Source organism: Microbacterium sp. F01, from assembly GCF_056156365.1.
In genome coordinates, this window is record NZ_CM149592.1 from 179,773 (window position 1) to 196,001 (window position 16,229).

General features: G+C 70.1%; 18 protein-coding genes. 14 read left to right on the top strand and 4 right to left on the bottom strand.

From position 1 onward, the window contains the following. Positions 1-17 precede the first annotated feature (17 nt). From ACVN90_RS00795 to ACVN90_RS00855, 13 genes are all read left to right on the top strand, one after another. On the top strand, positions 18-965 hold the full coding sequence (locus ACVN90_RS00795; protein WP_475100258.1) for an ABC transporter permease: 948 nt from the start codon (positions 18-20) through the stop codon (positions 963-965). Beyond that, positions 962-2,866 (top strand): dipeptide/oligopeptide/nickel ABC transporter permease/ATP-binding protein, encoded by a 1,905-nt coding sequence (locus ACVN90_RS00800; protein ID WP_475100259.1) that lies wholly within the window; start codon positions 962-964, stop codon positions 2,864-2,866. Before ACVN90_RS00795 ends, ACVN90_RS00800 begins: the two co-directional genes overlap by 4 nt. Next, positions 2,863-3,771, top strand: coding sequence for an ATP-binding cassette domain-containing protein (locus ACVN90_RS00805; RefSeq protein ID WP_475100260.1), 909 nt, complete (start codon positions 2,863-2,865; stop codon positions 3,769-3,771). Before ACVN90_RS00800 ends, ACVN90_RS00805 begins: the two co-directional genes overlap by 4 nt. A gap of 141 nt (positions 3,772-3,912) precedes the next feature. Next, positions 3,913-4,833, top strand: a complete 921-nt coding sequence (locus ACVN90_RS00810) for a substrate binding domain-containing protein (protein WP_475100261.1) — start codon at positions 3,913-3,915, stop codon at positions 4,831-4,833. A gap of 219 nt (positions 4,834-5,052) precedes the next feature. Continuing rightward, entirely contained in the window at positions 5,053-5,589 is a 537-nt protein-coding gene (locus ACVN90_RS00815) for a MarR family winged helix-turn-helix transcriptional regulator (protein ID WP_475100262.1), read from the top strand. A gap of 4 nt (positions 5,590-5,593) precedes the next feature. After that, a complete protein-coding gene (locus tag ACVN90_RS00820; protein ID WP_475100263.1) occupies positions 5,594-6,532 on the top strand; it encodes a VOC family protein in 939 nt (312 codons plus the stop codon). Beyond that, positions 6,529-8,016: an NAD-dependent succinate-semialdehyde dehydrogenase gene (locus ACVN90_RS00825; protein WP_475100264.1), complete on the top strand. Its 1,488-nt coding sequence runs from the start codon at positions 6,529-6,531 to the stop codon at positions 8,014-8,016. Before ACVN90_RS00820 ends, ACVN90_RS00825 begins: the two co-directional genes overlap by 4 nt. 13 nt (positions 8,017-8,029) lie before the next feature. Then, positions 8,030-8,905, top strand: coding sequence for a fumarylacetoacetate hydrolase family protein (locus ACVN90_RS00830; RefSeq protein ID WP_475100265.1), 876 nt, complete (start codon positions 8,030-8,032; stop codon positions 8,903-8,905). Continuing rightward, positions 8,902-9,378 carry a VOC family protein gene (locus ACVN90_RS00835; protein ID WP_475100266.1) on the top strand — a complete coding sequence of 159 codons (477 nt, stop codon included), beginning with the start codon at positions 8,902-8,904 and terminating at the stop codon, positions 9,376-9,378. Before ACVN90_RS00830 ends, ACVN90_RS00835 begins: the two co-directional genes overlap by 4 nt. Positions 9,379-9,501: 123 nt before the next feature. Next, positions 9,502-10,308, top strand: a complete 807-nt coding sequence (locus ACVN90_RS00840) for an alpha/beta fold hydrolase (protein ID WP_475100267.1) — start codon at positions 9,502-9,504, stop codon at positions 10,306-10,308. Between the two features lies 1 nt (position 10,309). Further along, positions 10,310-10,777, top strand: coding sequence for a GlcG/HbpS family heme-binding protein (locus ACVN90_RS00845; protein ID WP_475100268.1), 468 nt, complete (start codon positions 10,310-10,312; stop codon positions 10,775-10,777). Between the two features lie 13 nt (positions 10,778-10,790). After that, positions 10,791-11,843, top strand: a complete 1,053-nt coding sequence (locus tag ACVN90_RS00850) for a hypothetical protein (RefSeq protein WP_475100269.1) — start codon at positions 10,791-10,793, stop codon at positions 11,841-11,843. Then, complete coding sequence (locus tag ACVN90_RS00855) at positions 11,840-12,127, top strand: putative quinol monooxygenase (RefSeq protein WP_475100270.1); 288 nt, start codon at positions 11,840-11,842, stop codon at positions 12,125-12,127. Before ACVN90_RS00850 ends, ACVN90_RS00855 begins: the two co-directional genes overlap by 4 nt. A gap of 57 nt (positions 12,128-12,184) precedes the next feature. Here the strand turns inward: ACVN90_RS00855 and ACVN90_RS00860 are convergent, their stop codons facing one another. The 4 genes from ACVN90_RS00860 to ACVN90_RS00875 all read right to left on the bottom strand — a co-directional run bounded on the left by ACVN90_RS00860 (position 12,185) and on the right by ACVN90_RS00875 (position 16,001). Continuing rightward, a complete protein-coding gene (locus ACVN90_RS00860) occupies positions 12,185-12,838 on the bottom strand; it encodes a response regulator (protein ID WP_475100271.1) in 654 nt (217 codons plus the stop codon). Beyond that, a complete protein-coding gene (locus tag ACVN90_RS00865) occupies positions 12,835-13,962 on the bottom strand; it encodes a sensor histidine kinase (protein WP_475100272.1) in 1,128 nt (375 codons plus the stop codon). Before ACVN90_RS00865 ends, ACVN90_RS00860 begins: the two co-directional genes overlap by 4 nt. A gap of 4 nt (positions 13,963-13,966) precedes the next feature. After that, positions 13,967-14,668, bottom strand: a complete 702-nt coding sequence (locus ACVN90_RS00870; protein ID WP_475100273.1) for a DUF2306 domain-containing protein — start codon at positions 14,666-14,668, stop codon at positions 13,967-13,969. Positions 14,669-14,777: 109 nt separating this feature from the next. Continuing rightward, positions 14,778-16,001 (bottom strand): MFS transporter, encoded by a 1,224-nt coding sequence (locus ACVN90_RS00875; protein ID WP_475100274.1) that lies wholly within the window; start codon positions 15,999-16,001, stop codon positions 14,778-14,780. Between ACVN90_RS00875 and ACVN90_RS00880 the strand changes: the two genes are divergently transcribed. Further along, entirely contained in the window at positions 16,000-16,164 is a 165-nt protein-coding gene (locus ACVN90_RS00880; RefSeq protein WP_475100275.1) for a hypothetical protein, read from the top strand. The genes ACVN90_RS00875 and ACVN90_RS00880 overlap by 2 nt on opposite strands. Positions 16,165-16,229: the final 65 nt, after the last annotated feature.

Sequence of the window (16,229 nt, forward strand, 5' to 3'; positions counted from 1 at the left end):
GGTCGGAGCAGGCCGACATGCTGAAGCTCATCGGCTACCGGCTCGTCCTCGCCGTCCCCCAGCTGCTCATCGTCTCGCTGCTGGTCTTCTCGCTCACGTATCTCGTGCCCGGCAGTGTCGCGGCGGCCATCCTCGGTGATGCCGCCGCGACACCGGAGGCCATCGCCGAGGTGGAGGCGCATCTCGGCCTCGACCAGCCGTTCCTCGTGCGGCTCTTCGACTGGTACGCCGCGGCGTTCCAGGGAGACCTGGGCACGTCCCTGCTGTCCGGTCAGCCGGTGACCGACATGATCACCCAGCGCCTGCCCGCGACGCTCTCACTGGTGGTGGGCGGACTCGTGGTGGCGGTGATCGTCGGCATGGGCCTCGGGATCTTCGCGGGGATTCGGGCGGGCCAGCCCCGCGACCGCGCCGTGACCGGCCTGACCGCGTTCATGCAGTCCGTCCCGGAGTTCTGGCTCGGCCAGATCCTCGTGGTCGTGTTCGTCATCCAGCTGCACGTCGCTCCCGTCCTCGCGTGGACGCCGCCGTCGCAGGACGTCAGCAAATGGCTCGCGGGCCTGGTCCTGCCGGCGATCGCGCTCGGCATCGGCACGTCGGCCCTCATCGCGCGCCAGACGCGCACCGCGGTCGCCGAGGCGCTGAGCTCCCGGTATATCGACACGATGGTGGCGGCGGGTGTCTCCCGCAGGCGCATCCTGTGGACGTACGCGTTCAAGAACTCGCTGGTGCCGGCGCTCGCCGCGATCGGGCTCGCGGTCGGTGTGCTCTTCGGCGTCAGCCTGGTGATGGAGAAGGTCTTCAGCTTTCCCGGACTCGGCACCCTCATGCTCCAGAGCGTCCTGGCGAAGGACTTCCCGGTGGTCCAGGGCGTGGCGCTGGTCATCGGCGTCATCGTCATCCTCGTCAACATGGTCCTCGACATCTCGTACGGACTCATCAACCCGAAGGCCCGACCCGCATGACCGACACGCAGTACGGCAAGACCGTCGCGATCAAGACGACGGCCCGGGACCAGAAGCAGGGCGCGAAGGTGGTGCGCCGCCTGCTGCGACAGCCGCTCACGCTCATCGCGCTCGCATGGCTCCTCGTCGTGGTCGTGTGGGCCGTCTTCGCCCCCTGGCTCGCGCCTTACGACCCGCTCGAGAACGACTTCATGAACGTGCTCCAGGGTCCGTCTCCCGAGCACTGGCTGGGCACCGACGAGAACGGCCGTGACACCCTCAGCCGCATCATCTACGGGGCGCGCGTCGCGCTCGCCGTCGGTTTCGGCGCCGTCATCGTCGCGATGCTGATCGGCGTGCCGATCGGCCTTCTGCTCGGTTTCCGCGGCGGCTGGACCGACCGCGTCGGCACGCGTTTCGTCGATGTCTTCGACGCCATGCCGGGCATCCTCGTCGCCTTCGCGGTCATCTCGATCCTCGGGCGTGGGCTGGCGCCGTTGCTCCTGGCGATCGGTCTCATGTTCTGCATGAATTTCGCCCGCATGGCGCGTGCGATCACGATGGCGGAGCGCAGCAAGCTCTACGTCGACGCCGCCCGCGTCAGCGGTCTGCGAGAGAGCTCGATCGTCTTCAAGCAGGTGCTTCCGAACCTCGCCTCGCCCCTCATCGTGCAAGCGGCGATCATGACGGGCACGGCGATCATCATCGAGTCGGCGCTCAGCTTCCTCGGGATCGGGCTGGAGTCCGCCGTGCCCTCGTGGGGCGGCCTGCTCGGCGTCGCCGCGGCGAAGCTCGCGGTGCAGCCGTTCATGGCGATCCCGCCCGGTGTCGTGATCGTCCTCACCGTGCTCGCCTTCAACGTCATCGGCGACGGACTCAACGAGGCGCTCGGCGTCGGCCGTCGCAAGCCCTTCCGCCGCCCGAAGAAGATCGCCGACAACGTCGCGCAGGCGGCGCTCGTCGAGGGGCCCGCCGCCGGCGCGGTGGCGGCCGCCGACGCCGGCGGATTCCTGACGCCGACCGGACCGGCCGGCGTTCCGGAGGGCGTCGTCGTCGCGCCGATCGTGCGCGATGACGAGGACGTCGCTCTCGCGCCGGCCGATGCCGGCAACGTCCTGGAGGTGCGCGACCTGCACATCGAGTTCCAGAGCGTCGAGAAGGGCACGGTCGAACTCGTCAAGGGCGCGTCGCTCAGCATCGGCCGCGGTGAGATCGTCGGACTCATCGGCGAGTCCGGATCGGGCAAGTCGACATTCGCCCGTGCGGTGCTGGGCCTGCTCGCACCCGGAATCGGCGTCTCGCACGGCTCGATCCTGCTCGACGGCGTGGACCTCGTCGGCAAGTCCGAGAAGCAACTGCGTGGCGTGCGAGGAAGCAAGATCGCTGCCGTGTTTCAGGACCCGATGGCCGCACTCTCGCCGGTGCACACCATCGGCAAGCAGCTGGCAGAACCCCTCCGAGCGCATTTCCACCTCTCGAAGTCGGAGGTCCGCGCGCGATCCATCGAGCTGCTGGACCGGGTCGGCGTGAAAGACCCGGAGACCCGGCTCAGCCACTACCCCCACCAGTTCTCGGGCGGCATGGCTCAGCGCGTCGCGATCGCCATCGCTCTCGCGTCGCGTCCCGAGCTGATGGTGGCTGACGAGGCCACCAGCGCGCTGGACGTCACGACGCAGGCCCAGGTCCTCGACCTGCTGCTCGACCTCCGCGATGAGTACGGCATGGCGATCCTGCTGATCACGCACGACATGGGCGTCGTGGCGGAGGCGTGCGACCGGGCGGCCGTCATGTACCAGGGCGAACTGGTCGAGGTCACCGACTCTGCGGCGGCGTTGTTCGACGAGCCGCAGCATCCGTATACGAAGTCGCTTCTCGCCGCACGCGAGCGACGGCCGCGTCCCACCAAGGAGGTGGCACGGTGAAGACCGAGCTGAGCACCCCCGTCGCCGACGCCCGGCCCGAGGCGGGGCGGACGCCGCTGCTCGAGGTCACCGACCTGTCGATCAGCTACGAGGCCCGCAGCATCTTCCGCAAAGAGCGGAAGAACGTCGTCGAGGACGTGACGTTCGACATCCTGCCCGGGGAGACGGTGGGCCTCGTCGGCGAGTCCGGTTCGGGGAAATCGACCGTCGGGCGCGCGATCCTCCGCCTGCTGAAGCCGTCGGCGGGCGCGATCAGCTTCGACGGAACCGACGTCCTCGGTCTCGGCCGCCGGACGCCCCTGTCGTACCGCCGCGACGTGCAAGCGGTCTTCCAAGACCCGTCGATGTCGCTGAACCCGAGGCAGCCGGCGTCGATGGCCGTCACCTCCGCTCTCAAGCGGCACGGCATGGGCAACCCGGCGGAACGCGAGCGCATCGCCGCCGAGACGTTCGATCACGTCGGCCTGACGCGCGCGCATCTCGAGCGTTACCCCAGCGAGTTGTCGGGCGGCCAGCAGCAGCGCGTCGCGATCGCACGCGCGCTCGTGCTCAAACCGCGACTGGTCGTCTGCGACGAGGCCCTCAGTGCGCTCGACCTGTCGACGCAGAACCAGATCATCAACCTGCTCGTCGATCTGCAGGCGGAGACGGGCATGAGCTACCTGTTCATCGGGCACAACCTCGAGATCGTGCGGCACATCTCCGACCGGATCGCGGTCATGCGCCTCGGCCGGCTGGTCGAGTTCGCCGAGGCGTCCCGGGTGTTCGATGATCCGCAGCATCCGTACACGCGCAAGCTGCTGGGCGCGACACCGGCGCAGCATCCGGCCGGACGCGACGAGCGGCGCGCGGTGCGCGCGGCGTTCGCCAAGGCCCATGCGGAAGGACTCGTGCCGGTCGTCTGACGGCGGGCGGCAGCATCCGTTCTGCGGTGTCTTCAGACTGAGGTTGCGATCCTTGCAACCTCGGAATAGAGCTGTGCAGATCGTGCATAGGTAGGCTCCATTCAGTTCACGACGACGGTCGTCGGGAACGAGGAGGTCGCCGTGGATCGTCTGGTCGTCATGAAGACGTTCGTCACCGTCGCGAAGTCGTCGAGCTTCAGCGCTGCGGCGCGGGAGCTCGCGATCTCGGGCTCGCTGGTCTCGCGGCACGTCGCCGATCTCGAGCGGCAGGTCGGCGTGCGACTGGTGAACCGCACGGCGCGCTCGGTGAGCCTCACCGAGGCGGGGAAGCGCTACGCCGAGTTCGCGGAGCGCATCCTCGACGAGATCGACGACGAGGATGCCTCGCTCTCGGGGTCGCGCGACGCGCCGGAGGGGACGCTCTCGATCATCTGCCCGAAGTGGATCGGCACGCTTGAAGTCGGCGACGCGATCGCCGCGTTCGTGCGCGAGCACCCGAAGATCCAGGTGCGCTTCGAGCTCGGGGGCATGTCGGACCGGAACTACGACTTCCTCGACCGCGGCTACGACGTCGCCTTCCACACCCGCGACCTGCGCGACTCGAACGTGCTCGTGCGCCGCGTCTCGGAGCTGCCGTTCGTGCTCGCCGCATCCTCCGACTACCTACGGCGCAAGGGAACGCCTGAGACGGTCGCCGAGCTGAACGACCACCTGTGCCTGCTCCATCCGAACGACCCGGTCTGGCGGCTCGGGTCGGGTGCTGACACGATCCATTTCAAGGTGCAGGATGCCGCGGTCATCGCGAACTCGTACCTGGTGATCGAGAAGCTCCTGGAGGAGGGATGCGGCATCGCCCTCATCCCGCGCCGCCCCGCCGAGGCCCGGCTGGCGACGGGGGAGCTGGTCGAGCTGCTGCCACAGCACCAGCCCCCGGCGCGCGCCCTCTACGCCGTGCACGGACCGGGCGGTCGCACCCCCGAGCGCGTGCGCATCTTCCTCGACTTCATGACGACCTGGTTCCGCACCCGCGCCGCCGCGGCCGCGCAACCGGTCCTCAACTGAGGTCCGCGGGCGGCTCCTCGACTGAGGTCCGCGAGCGGCTCCTCAACTGAGGGCCGGGGCCGAAATGAGGACCGATCCGGCGTCTGCGCCCCTCATCTTGGCCCTGGTCCTCAACTGAGGAACGGTCGCTACCGAGGCCCCGGGACTTCGGTCGAGGAGATCAGGGTTGCCTCGACAAAGTGATTATGTTTTGATAATCAAATCGAGCGAGGAGGCCCGATGAGCGAAGAAGCGAACACCGACCCGACGTTCCGGCTGCTGGCCGAACTGGTGATCGACATCGCCCGCGAGATCCAGCTGCGGGCGGTGCAGACGACGCCTGTCGTCCCGCTGACTCAGACGCAGGGCCAGGTGATGCGCTACGTGCACAATCACCCCGGCTGCTCGGCCTCCGACATCGCCGACGGCAGCGGGCTTCAGCGGGCCAACGTGAGCGTGGCGCTGCGCGACCTGCGCGGCCGCGGCTACATCACCTCGCAGCGCGACGAGGCCGACGGCCGCGCGATCCGCATCGACGCGACGCCGCTCGCCGACGAGACCATCGGCAAGCTCCGCACCTCGTGGGCGGGGCTCGTCGAGAGCGCCTGGCACGCGGCCGCCGACACCGTCGGCGTGCCCGAGAGCGCGGTCGACGCCCTCGTCCGCATCCGCGCCGGCCTGCATGCAGACCGCGCAACGAAAGGGTTCGCGTCGGAGGCTCCCGCCCTCGCAGCCCAGGGCGCAGACTCGACTGCGACCCCCCACCGAGAGGCCTGAGCGCATGGCGATCGAACGCATCGAATCCGTCGTGTACGGCGTCGACGACCTCGACGAGTGCGCGCGGTTCTTCGTCGATTTCGGCCTCGAGCTCGTCGCCCGGACCGACAACGAGGTCGTGCTGACGACGCAGGTCGACCAGCGTCTCGTGCTCAAGCGCATCGACGACCCGACCCTTCCGGCATCCGTCGAGGCGACGTCGGGCATCCGCGAAGTGGTGTGGGGCGTCGACACGCAGGAGGCGCTCGACGCCCTGGTGGCCGACCTCCGCACCGACCGCGAGGTCACGGTCGACGCGGACGGCGTCGCCCACACCCTCGACGAGACCGGCTTCGGCCTCGCGCTCGCCGTCACCGCGCCCGAGCACGTCGACTACGACCCCCGCCGCTACAACAGCCGCGGCCACATCGAGCGCTGGAACCAGCCGCACGGGCCGATCGCCGACATCCGTCCCATCCGCATGTGCCACGTCGCGCTGAACATCCCGAAGGCCGGCAAGGACGAGGCGATCGACTTCTACCTCGATCGCCTGAACTTCCGCGCCGTCGACATCGTCAAGCCGATGGGCGTGTTCATGCAGATCGAGGGCGACGACGACCAGCACAACTTCCTGCTGTGCCACCGGCCCGATCGCGCCGGCACCAACCACGTCTCCTTCGAGGTCTCGGGCTTCGACGACGTGATCGAGGGCGGCAACCACATGATCCAGAAGGGCTGGCGCGAGGCGCGTCGCCTGGGTCGCCACACCGTCGGGTCGAACGTGTTCCGCTTCGTGCACTGCCCCGCGGGCGGCCGCGTCGAATACGCCGCCGACATGGATCGTGTCGACGACACGTATCCCACGCGGGTGCACGAAGAGACCCCGCCGCACCACATCTGGGTGCTCGAGACCAACCGCGATTCCGCGGTTCCCAACACGTCGGAAGGAACGGCCCTGGCATGACCATCGCAGCCGATACCCGCACGGATGCCGCGTCCCGCGCCGCCGAGATCTACTCGGCCGCGCGCCTCGGCCTCTACATCGACGGCCAGTGGCGCGAGGGCGCCCAGGGTCGCACGTTCGATGTGCTGAACCCCGTCGACGACTCGGTGATCGGGCACGTCGCCCGGGCCGAGGCATCCGATCTCGACGACGCGCTCGCCGCCGCCGACCGGGCGTTCCCCGCGTGGCGCGACACGTCCGCGTTCGAGAAGGCGCGCATCCTCATGAAGACCGTCGCGCTGCTGCGCGAGCGGGCACCTGAGATCGGTCGCCTCATGGCCGTCGAGCAGGGCAAGCCGGTGAAGGACGCGACCACCGAGGTGCTGCGCGTGTCGGGCACGCTCGAGTGGTGCGCACAGGAGACCCGGCGCCTGTACGGCCGCATCATCCCGACCGACGTCGACACATCGCTCACGGTCCGCTACGAGCCCGTGGGTGTCGTCGGCGCGATCGTGCCGTGGAACTTTCCCGCCGGTTCGCCCATGCGCAAGATGTCGGCGGCGATCGCCGCGGGCTGCACGCTCGTGATCAAGGCCTCGCAGGAGGTGCCGGCCACGGTGTGCGCGCTGGTGCAGGCGTTCCACGATGCCGGGCTGCCGGCGGGCGTGCTCAACCTCGTGTTCGGCCGCGGCGCCGAGACCGCCGAGCACCTCATCGACTCGCCGACCACCCGCCTCATCGCGTTCACCGGCTCGGTGCCGGTCGGCAAGGAGCTCAACGCCCGCGCTGGCGGACTCATGAAGCCGACCATCATGGAGCTCGGCGGCCACGCCCCCGTCATCGTCGCGGCCGACGCAGACCCGATCCAGGCGGCGCGACGTGCGTCGGCGGCCAAGTGGGCCAACGCCGGGCAGGTGTGCACGTCGCCCAGCCGGTTCCTCGTGCACGAGTCGATCGCCGAGGCCTTCACGGCCGAGATGGTGCGCCTCGCCGAGGCGCTCGTCGTGGGCGACCCGCTCGACGACGACGTCACGATGGGCCCGCTCATCAACGCCAAGCGCGTCGATTCCACTCATGCTCTCGTGACGGATGCCGTCGCCCACGGCGCAACCGTCGCCACCGGCGGGCACCGCATCGGTGAGCAGGGGTGCTTCTACGCCCCGACCGTGCTCACGAACGTGCCGCTTTCCGCCGAGGTGATGAGCGAGGAGCCGTTCGGTCCCATCGCCCCGATCACGACGTTCACCGACCTCGACGACGCGATCCGCATCGCGAACTCGCTGCCGTTCGGCCTCGCCGCGTACGGCTTCACCGAGTCCGCGTCGACGGCCGACGTCCTCGCCCGCGGGTTCGAGGCGGGCATCCTCTCGATCAACCACTGCGGCGGCTCGGTCACCGAGGCGCCGTCGGGCGGCGTGAAAGAGAGCGGCCTCGGCCGCGAGTCCGGCCCCGAGGGCGTGCAGGCGTACCTCATCACCAAGCGCGTCTCGCACAAGCTGCGCTGAGGATCGGGGAGAGATGCGCTTCGTTCGGGCGGTGCTTCGACAAGCTCAGCAACCTGGATCGGTCCCTGAGCTTGCCGAAGGGCGCGAGTTCTTCGCGCTCGTGGACGGCGACGACGTCGTCGAGATCTCGGATGCCCCGTGGGCTCCGCACAAGCGCGGGTCGCGGCATCCGTTGTCCTCCGTCGTGCTGCTCCCACCGGTTGTACCCGGCACGTTCTACGCGGCGGGCTTCAACTACAAGGCGCACAACCGCCACCACGAGGAGCTCGGGTACGACCCGATCAAGGTGGGGCCGCACCCCGAGGTGGGGTACCGCGCCCAGAGTGCGCTCGTCGGCCACGGTGCCGCGATCGTGAAGCCCGCCGACGTCGAGGGGCGCTTCGAGACCGAGGCCGAGGTGGTCGCGGTGATCGGCCGAACGCTGCGCCACGCGACCCGCGAGGAGGCGAAGGCAGCCGTCTTCGGCTGGACGATCGGCAACGACGTGAGCGCGCGCGAGTGGCAGCACGCGGACCGCACTTTCTGGCGCGCCAAGAACGCCGACACGTTCAAGCCCATGGGGCCGTGGATCGAGACTGACGTCGACCCGCTGCTGTCGACGACCACCGTCTGGCGAAACGGCGTCGTCGACGCGTCGTTCGAGACGGGCGACATGATCTTCGATCCCTACGACTTCCTCGTCGAGATGACGAAGTACATCACCGTGCACCCCGGCGACGTGCTGTGGATGGGTGCCGACGGAAACACCCCGATGGGCGTCGGCGACGTCATCGACATCGAGATCTCCGGAATCGGAACGCTCACCAACACCGTGGTCGCCGAGGGCGCCCGCATCGACACCAGCGTCGGCGAGGCCGCCGGCACCGACAGAGAGGGAGTGCCCGCATGAGCACCACCGACACCACCCAGGCGACGCCCGAGACGGCCGCCGCCCCGACGCACGTCGAGAAGGGTTTCAGCCTGCCCGAGCCGAAGTTCGACGAGCAGGGGCGCAGCATCGAGCCGAAGTACATCCACCACGTCAACTTCCCGACGACGAACGTCGACCGCACTGTCGAGTGGTACACGAAGGTCTTCGGTCTCAAGCGCGTCATGCCCAAGAGCAACACCCGCGTGGTGCTCATGACGAAGGGCCGCTTCGACCTGCACTTCACGCCGGTCGAGGAGATGGACCGCATGGCGCCGTACCACTTCGCCATGGAGGTCGAGGACTGGGACGGCTTCCTCGGGCACCTCGACAGTCTCGGCATCCGCCACACGCGTCCGGTCGAGCGCCCCGAGAACAACTCCAAGTTCTGCTACATCCACGACCCCGACCACACGATGATCGAGCTCGTCTTCCACGGCAAGCGCCCCGCCTGATTGGCCCGGCTCGCTCGGGAATCCCGCTCGTTGAGCGAGCGAGGAACGAGCGAGTCGAAACGCCCGAGCCACCGAACGAACACCGCCCGACCAACCGATCCGGGCCCACCGCAAGGGACACCCATGCCAAGAGTCGATAACAACGGCACACAGATCTACTACGAGGTGCACGGCGAAGGATCGCCGATCGTCTTCGTGCACGGCTCCGGCGGCCACCACGCCGCGTGGTGGCAGCAGGTCGCCGCACTCCGCGACCAGCACACGATCGTGACGCTCGACCTCCGCGGCTTCGGCAACTCCGACGCCGACGAGACGTACGACAGCCTCAACTTCCCCGGCGACATCGTCGCCGTCCTCGAGGACGCCGACCTCACCGACGCCGTGCTCCTCGGCCAGTCGATCGGCGCGGCCGCGGCGCTCAAGGCGGCGCTGCGCATGCCCGAGCGCGTGCGCGGCGTGATCCTCGCGCACTCGCTCGGCGGCATCGACGCCCCCGAGGTGACGCCGCTGGTCAAGGCCGACCGCGCCGAGGCCGAGAAGCTCCCGGTCATCGACCGGCTGCTGACGAAGCGGTTCCGCGAGGAGGAGGCTGCGAAGACCTTCCTCTTCACGCAGATGGGCACGTTCAACAAGGCGCGCATGCAGGACCTCCGCAACCTCTCGAGCGACGGCCCGACGCCCGCCGACGTGGCCGGCAGCGGCATCCGTGTCGCCTTCCTCGCGGGGGAGAAGGACGCGGTGCTGAGCCCTACGACCGTGACGGCGGCGCGCGAGCTCATCGAGGGATCGCTGCTGGAGATCGTGCCGGATGCCCCGCACTCCATGTACTGGGAACGGCCCGAGCAGTTCAACGCGGCCGTGAAGAAGCTCGTCGATGCCCTGGCGCCGGTCGGCGTCGGCGCCGCACCCGCCGTGACGAAGGAGGCGTGAGATGCCCAAGAACGTGATGCAGGACGAGGCCGAGAAGATCATGGAGGTCGCCGAGCGCGAGGCGCTGCGGCTCGGCAAGGGGCTCTCGATCGCCGTGGTCGACTCCGGCGGTTTCATCGTGAGCATCCGCCGCTTCGACGGCGCACGCCCGATGACCCCGCTCATCGCGCTGTCCAAGGCCTACACCTCTGCCGTCATGCAGCGACCCAGCGGCATGCTCAAGGGCTGGTCGACGTCCGACCCGGTGTTCTTCAGCAAGGTCGGCGATCTCGGGCAGTTCCCCATCGTCGCGACCGGGGGAGGCGTGACGCTCAAACGCGAGGGCGAGTTCGTCGGCGGTGTGGGCGTCTCGGGCGGCACGCCGCAGGAGGACGAGGCCCTCGCGCAGTCGATCCTCACCGAGCTCGGCTACGAGACCGACTTCGACGAATGGGCCGGGGCCAAGGGCGCCGGCGACCCCAAGCACTAGGAAGGGGCCGACGATGGCCAATCTCTTCTCGTATCGCATCGACAACCACGGCGACAACGTCCGCCCCGACTCGATCCAGCAGGCGCGCAAGAAGTTCCGCGCCGGCGAGATCACCGCCGACGAGCGGCAGCAGGTCGAGGACGAGGCGATCCTCGAGTTCATCTCGTACCAGCGCCATCTCACCCTCTCGTGCCTGTCGGACGGCAACTTCCGCGACGGCGACTACCGCAGCGCCGTGCTGCAGTCCGTCGCCGGCTTCAGCCGCATGCCCGACGCGATGGAGCCCTCGGGCCTCGGCACGTGGACCGTCGACGGCCCGCTGAAGCAGCGCAAGCCCATCGCCACAGACGCGGCACGGTTCCTGCTCGACAACACGGGGTTCCCCGTCAAGGTGAAGCTACCCTCGGCAGCCCACATCGCCGCGCACACCTACACGCCCGACGCGCGGCGCGCGTACCCGGGCGCGGCTGCCGTCGGCGACGCGGTCGCCGAGATGCTGCGCGACGAGCTCGAGCTGCTGTTCGAGATCGGAGTGAAGTTCGTGCAGTTCGACAACCCGGACTACTTCACCTATCTTGCCGGCGGCGAGGTCGGCGAGATGTCTTTCGACGAAGCCCTCTCGATCGACGCGGCCGTGGTCGCCGGCATCGAGAAGGACGAGGACCAGAAGGTCGCGCTCACGATCGGGTGGGACGACGACCTCGGGGGCGACCTCGACGTGCGGCGCGCCGAGCAGCTGTTCGCGTCGGACTACGACAAGTTCACGTTCCCGTTCCACACCGATGCGATCGTCGCGCGCGACTTCCCGACCCTCGTGCCCGACGACAAGCAGATCGGCATCGGCATCGTCGACGCGTTCAACCCGGATCTCGAAGACGTCGACACGGTGATGGCGCGTATCGACACGGCGCTCGATCAGCACGACTACGATCGCATCGGCCTGCTGCCGAACCGCGGCTTCCAGCCGATCCACTACCGCGACGCTCCGCTGAACATCGAGCAGCAGCGCAAGAAGCTCGAGCACGTCGAGACCTTCGCGACGATGGTGTGGGGGAACGAGGCATGACCGCCGCGGTGACGGTGGTCGCCCGCATCCAACCCGATCCGGAGAGGGTCACGGATGCTGTCGCCGCCGTCCGCGCGGCGGTCGAGGGCATTCGTGCCGAAGACGGCTGCGAGCAGTACGACCCGCACCTCGCCGACGACGGCACGATCGTCATCGTCGAGCGCTGGGCTTCGCGCGAGGCGCTCGCCGCCCACAACACCGGCGCACCGGTGCAGGTGCTGCGCGATGGGCTGAAGGGCCTGACCGTCGTGCCGACCGACGTCACGGTCGCCGTCGCGCTCTGACCTCCGGTCGCCGAGCGTGTCGCGCCCCCCGGAGGCGCGCTCGGCGGTCGGGATCGCTCAGTGAGGCCCGCGGCCGCGCTCGTGAGCCCAGATCGCGAGCTCGACGCGGTTGCGGGCGCCGAGCTTGGTCATGATGCTCGCGAGGTGCGTCTTCACGGTGCTGAGCGACACGTGCAGCTCGTCGCCGATCTCGCTGTTGCCGAGTCCGCGGGCGACGCCGGCAAGCACGGCCTCCTCCCGGTCGGTGAGCGGGCTCGACGGCAGCGTCGGCGGCTTCGGAGTCGCCCCCGCGAACGCCTCGATCAGCCGCACCGTGACGTTCGGATCGATGAGCGCGTCGCCCCGCGCCGCCGCGCGCACGGCCTCGGCGAGCAGCACTGCGCCGGCGTCCTTCAGCAGGAACCCGCGCGCCCCCGAGCGCAGCGCCTCGTAGACGTACTCGTCGAGGTCGAACGTCGTGATCACCACGACGGGGATCGGGTCGGCGACGTCCGGTCCGGCGAGGGCTCGGGTAGCCGCGAGACCGTCCATCACCGGCATCCGGATGTCGAGCAGACACACGTCGGGTGCAAGGCTCCGTGCCAGCGCGACCGCCTCGGTGCCATCGGCCGCCTCGCCGATGACCTCGATGTCGGGCTGCGCGTCGAGGATCATCCGCAGTCCCGTGCGGACGAGGTCCTGGTCGTCGGCGACGAGCACGCGAACGGTCATGCAGCCCATCCTGCCCGCGGGAGTGTCGCGGCGACCACCCAGCCGCCGCCGGGAGCCGGCCCGGCCTCGCACGTCCCGCCGAGCAGTGCCGCGCGCTCGCGCATGCCCGTGATCCCGTATCCCGGAACAGCGGATGCCGCGCCCGCGCCATCGTCGCGGACCTCGAGCCGCACGCCCTCGGCGCCGACATCGACCCCCACATCGATCCGCGTCGCGCTGCGCGCGTGACGGCGGGCGTTCGTCACCGCCTCCTGCGCGATCCGGAACACGGCGGCGGCGACCGCCTGGGGCACGGTGTCGAGGTCACCGCCGAGCCTCACGGCGACGGCCGGGGTCGCAGCATCCGTCCTCTCGAGAGCACGGATCTCGGCGAGGCCCGGAGTCGGCGCGAGCGCGTCGTCAGGTGTACGCAGCACGCCGACCATCGCGCGCATCTCGCGGAGCGTGCGCGTCGCCTCGGCCTCGATCGCGTGCAGCACCTGCATCGTCGCGCCCGGGTCGGTGGCAGCCACCGCGGTGCCGGCCTGCGCCTGGATGGCGATCGCCGACACGTGGTGCGCGACGGTGTCGTGCAGGTCGCGGGCGAGCTGCTCGCGCTCGAGCAGCCGCACCTGCTCGAGTTCGCGGGTGCGAGCCCGTCGCCGCCACCGCACGGCGAGGCCGAGAGTGCTCGTCGTCACCGCCACGGCCACGCCGCCGATGACATCGGCGAGCTCGGGCGGGGTGGCGAGGAAGGTGAGCAGCATCCCGATGACGACGAGCGCGCCGCCGCCGAGCATCGCGCGCCCGGAGCCCCACCTGAACACGGCGTAGAGGAGGATCAGGAAGTACGCCGTCGTGTACAGCTGCGGGTCGCCGGCAGTGGCGAGCCCCACCGTCGTGCCGACGGCGAAGGCGATCGCGAGCATCGTGAAGGGGCGAGAGCGGCGCCACAGCAGCGTGGGCGCGAGCGCGGCGAGCATGACGGCCCACAGCCAGCGCCACGGCACGTCGACGCGGACGGATGCCTCGAAGACGGCGAGCACCGGGATCACGCCGACGAGCACCCAGTCCCGCCAGACCCGCCGCGGCGGCGCCGGAACCGCCGCGGGCGCGTCCCAGAGCGCGCGGACCGGGCTCGTCATGCCCTCATGATAGGTGCGCACCGGCCGCCGCCACCGGGGTGCCGCTGCGCCGCCGACCCGTGCGGGCGCGGCGGCGGATGACGATCTCGGCGATGACGAGGTTGATCGCCCAGCCCGCCGTCATGAGCGCCGTGTAGGTGAGGGGAGCGGGTGTGCCGGCCAGCAGCGTGTAGGGCAGGAACACGAGCACCTGGGTGCCGGCACCCATGCCGATCGCGTAGGCGCGGGTCATCCACGCGCTGTGCGTGCGCACGTCGCCCCGCCTGATCGCAACGAACGCGAAAACGATCGCGGCGGCCATGGTCGTGCCGAGGAGGATCCGGATCGCGTGCAGACCCGGGCCGGTGACAGCCGAGGGGATGTCGTAGAACAGCGTCATCCACAGCGCCGACAGCGCCGAGACCAGCCCCGCGGGCGCGACGATGCGTCCGGCGATGCGGTGCCAGCGCCGGCGTCGCAACGACGGGGCGAACTGCACCGCACCGAGCACGAGGAACACGCTCGAGCCGATGATGTGCGCGACGACCGGGATAGGCGAGTCGAAGAACCGGGCGTTCTCCGCGGTGACCGCGGCCCCCGTGGTCAGCTGCGTCAGCCGGGCGGACCCGGCCACGATCGGCACGAGGCTCAGGACGATGAGCCCGGCGGGCACGAGCCATTCCGGCCGGCGTCGGGCGGCCTGCGGGAGGGTGGTGGCGGTGGTCATGCCGCCATGCTCGCCGCGATGAGGCCCGCGCCGCTTCGGCCGCCCGGCTCGAACGCCTCGTCCGATCGGCCGATCCCTGAGCCCGCGAGAGCGCCGGGAGTACCGCGGGTCAGCGGTCGTGAGCCGCGTGCGGGACGTACCGGGGCACGTACACCGCGAACCCCGCCGCGCCCAGCAGCCCGAGCGCGCCCACGAGCGCGGTCGCGACGGGAAGCGACAGCGCAGCGGTCACCCCGGCGATGAGGAGCGGGGTGGCGGCGGCTCCGGCATCCGTCAAGGTCCGCCATGATCCGAGGAACGGCGCGGGATTCGATGCCGGCGCGATATCGGCGCCGAGGGTCATCAGGATGCCGCTGGACAGGCCGTTGCCGACACCCACGACGATCGCCCCCGCGACGAACCACGCGGTCGCGGCGTCGAGGTCGTGGGTGAACGCGAGGCCGAGGAAGGCGCCGCCCATCAGCACCATCGAAGGCACGCAGGCCCACAGCCGCCCCCAGCGGTCCATGATCTGGCCGCTTGAGTAGAACAGCGCGAACTCGAGGGCGCCGGTCAGGCCGACGATCAGAGCGATCGCCTCGGCATCGAGCCCCAGCGAGACGCCCCACAGCGGCAACAGGTACACGCGGGCCTGGCGGAGTCCGGAGAGGGATGCTGCGGGCAGGCCCATCCGCGCGAGCACGCCGCGATGGCGCCACATCGTCGGGAAGACCCCGTCCGATGCGGCTGCCGGTCTGCGAGCCGGCCGTGGAGGATGCGCGGCCTGCGGGTGGGAGGGCAGCAGCCCTTCGCTCTCGAGCTGCTCCTCGGGGTCGCGGCCGACGAGCACGAGCACCACCAGGGCGACGAGCATCGCGAGGAAGAACCACACGGCGGCATCGGTGGATCCCGACCACGCCAGCAGCGCGGCGGCGATGAACGGCCCCGCGAACATGCCGAGACGGAACGAGCCGCCGAGCACCGACAGCGCGCGGGCGCGGTAGCGCAGCGGCACGCGCGTCGTCATGAACGCGTGCCGTGCGAGGCCGAACGCCGACGCGCACAGCCCGACGAGGAACGACGCGGCCGCGAGCACCGCGAGGCCCGGCGCGACCAGCACGCCGACGCCGCCGGCGAGGGCGAGGCACCCCGCGATCGCCATCGTGCGCCGTTCGCCGATCCGCGTGACGAGCCATCCGGCGGGCAGGTTGCCGATCAGCCTGGCGACCACGATGACAGAGACGATGAGAGCGGCCTGGGCGACGTCCGCCCCGAGCGACGCGGCGATCACGGGCAGCAGCGGCAGCAGCGCGCCTTCGGCGAGCCCGAACAGCAGCGTCGGCCCGTAGATCATGGGCGCGAACCGCCACAGCATCCGCCGCGTGCCGGGGTCGAGCCCCGCCGGCGGCCGAGCCGGCGCCGCCACGGGATCCGTGCTCGCGCGTGAGTTCGGCGCGGGCTCGGCGCTCGCGCTGTCGAGACCGGCGTTCGCGCCCGTTGCGAACGACCGCGTGTGATGATTTCGACCGCGCGTACTCTCCATGGGTTCGGGCACCGCGCCCGAACCACGCGACGGAGCCGA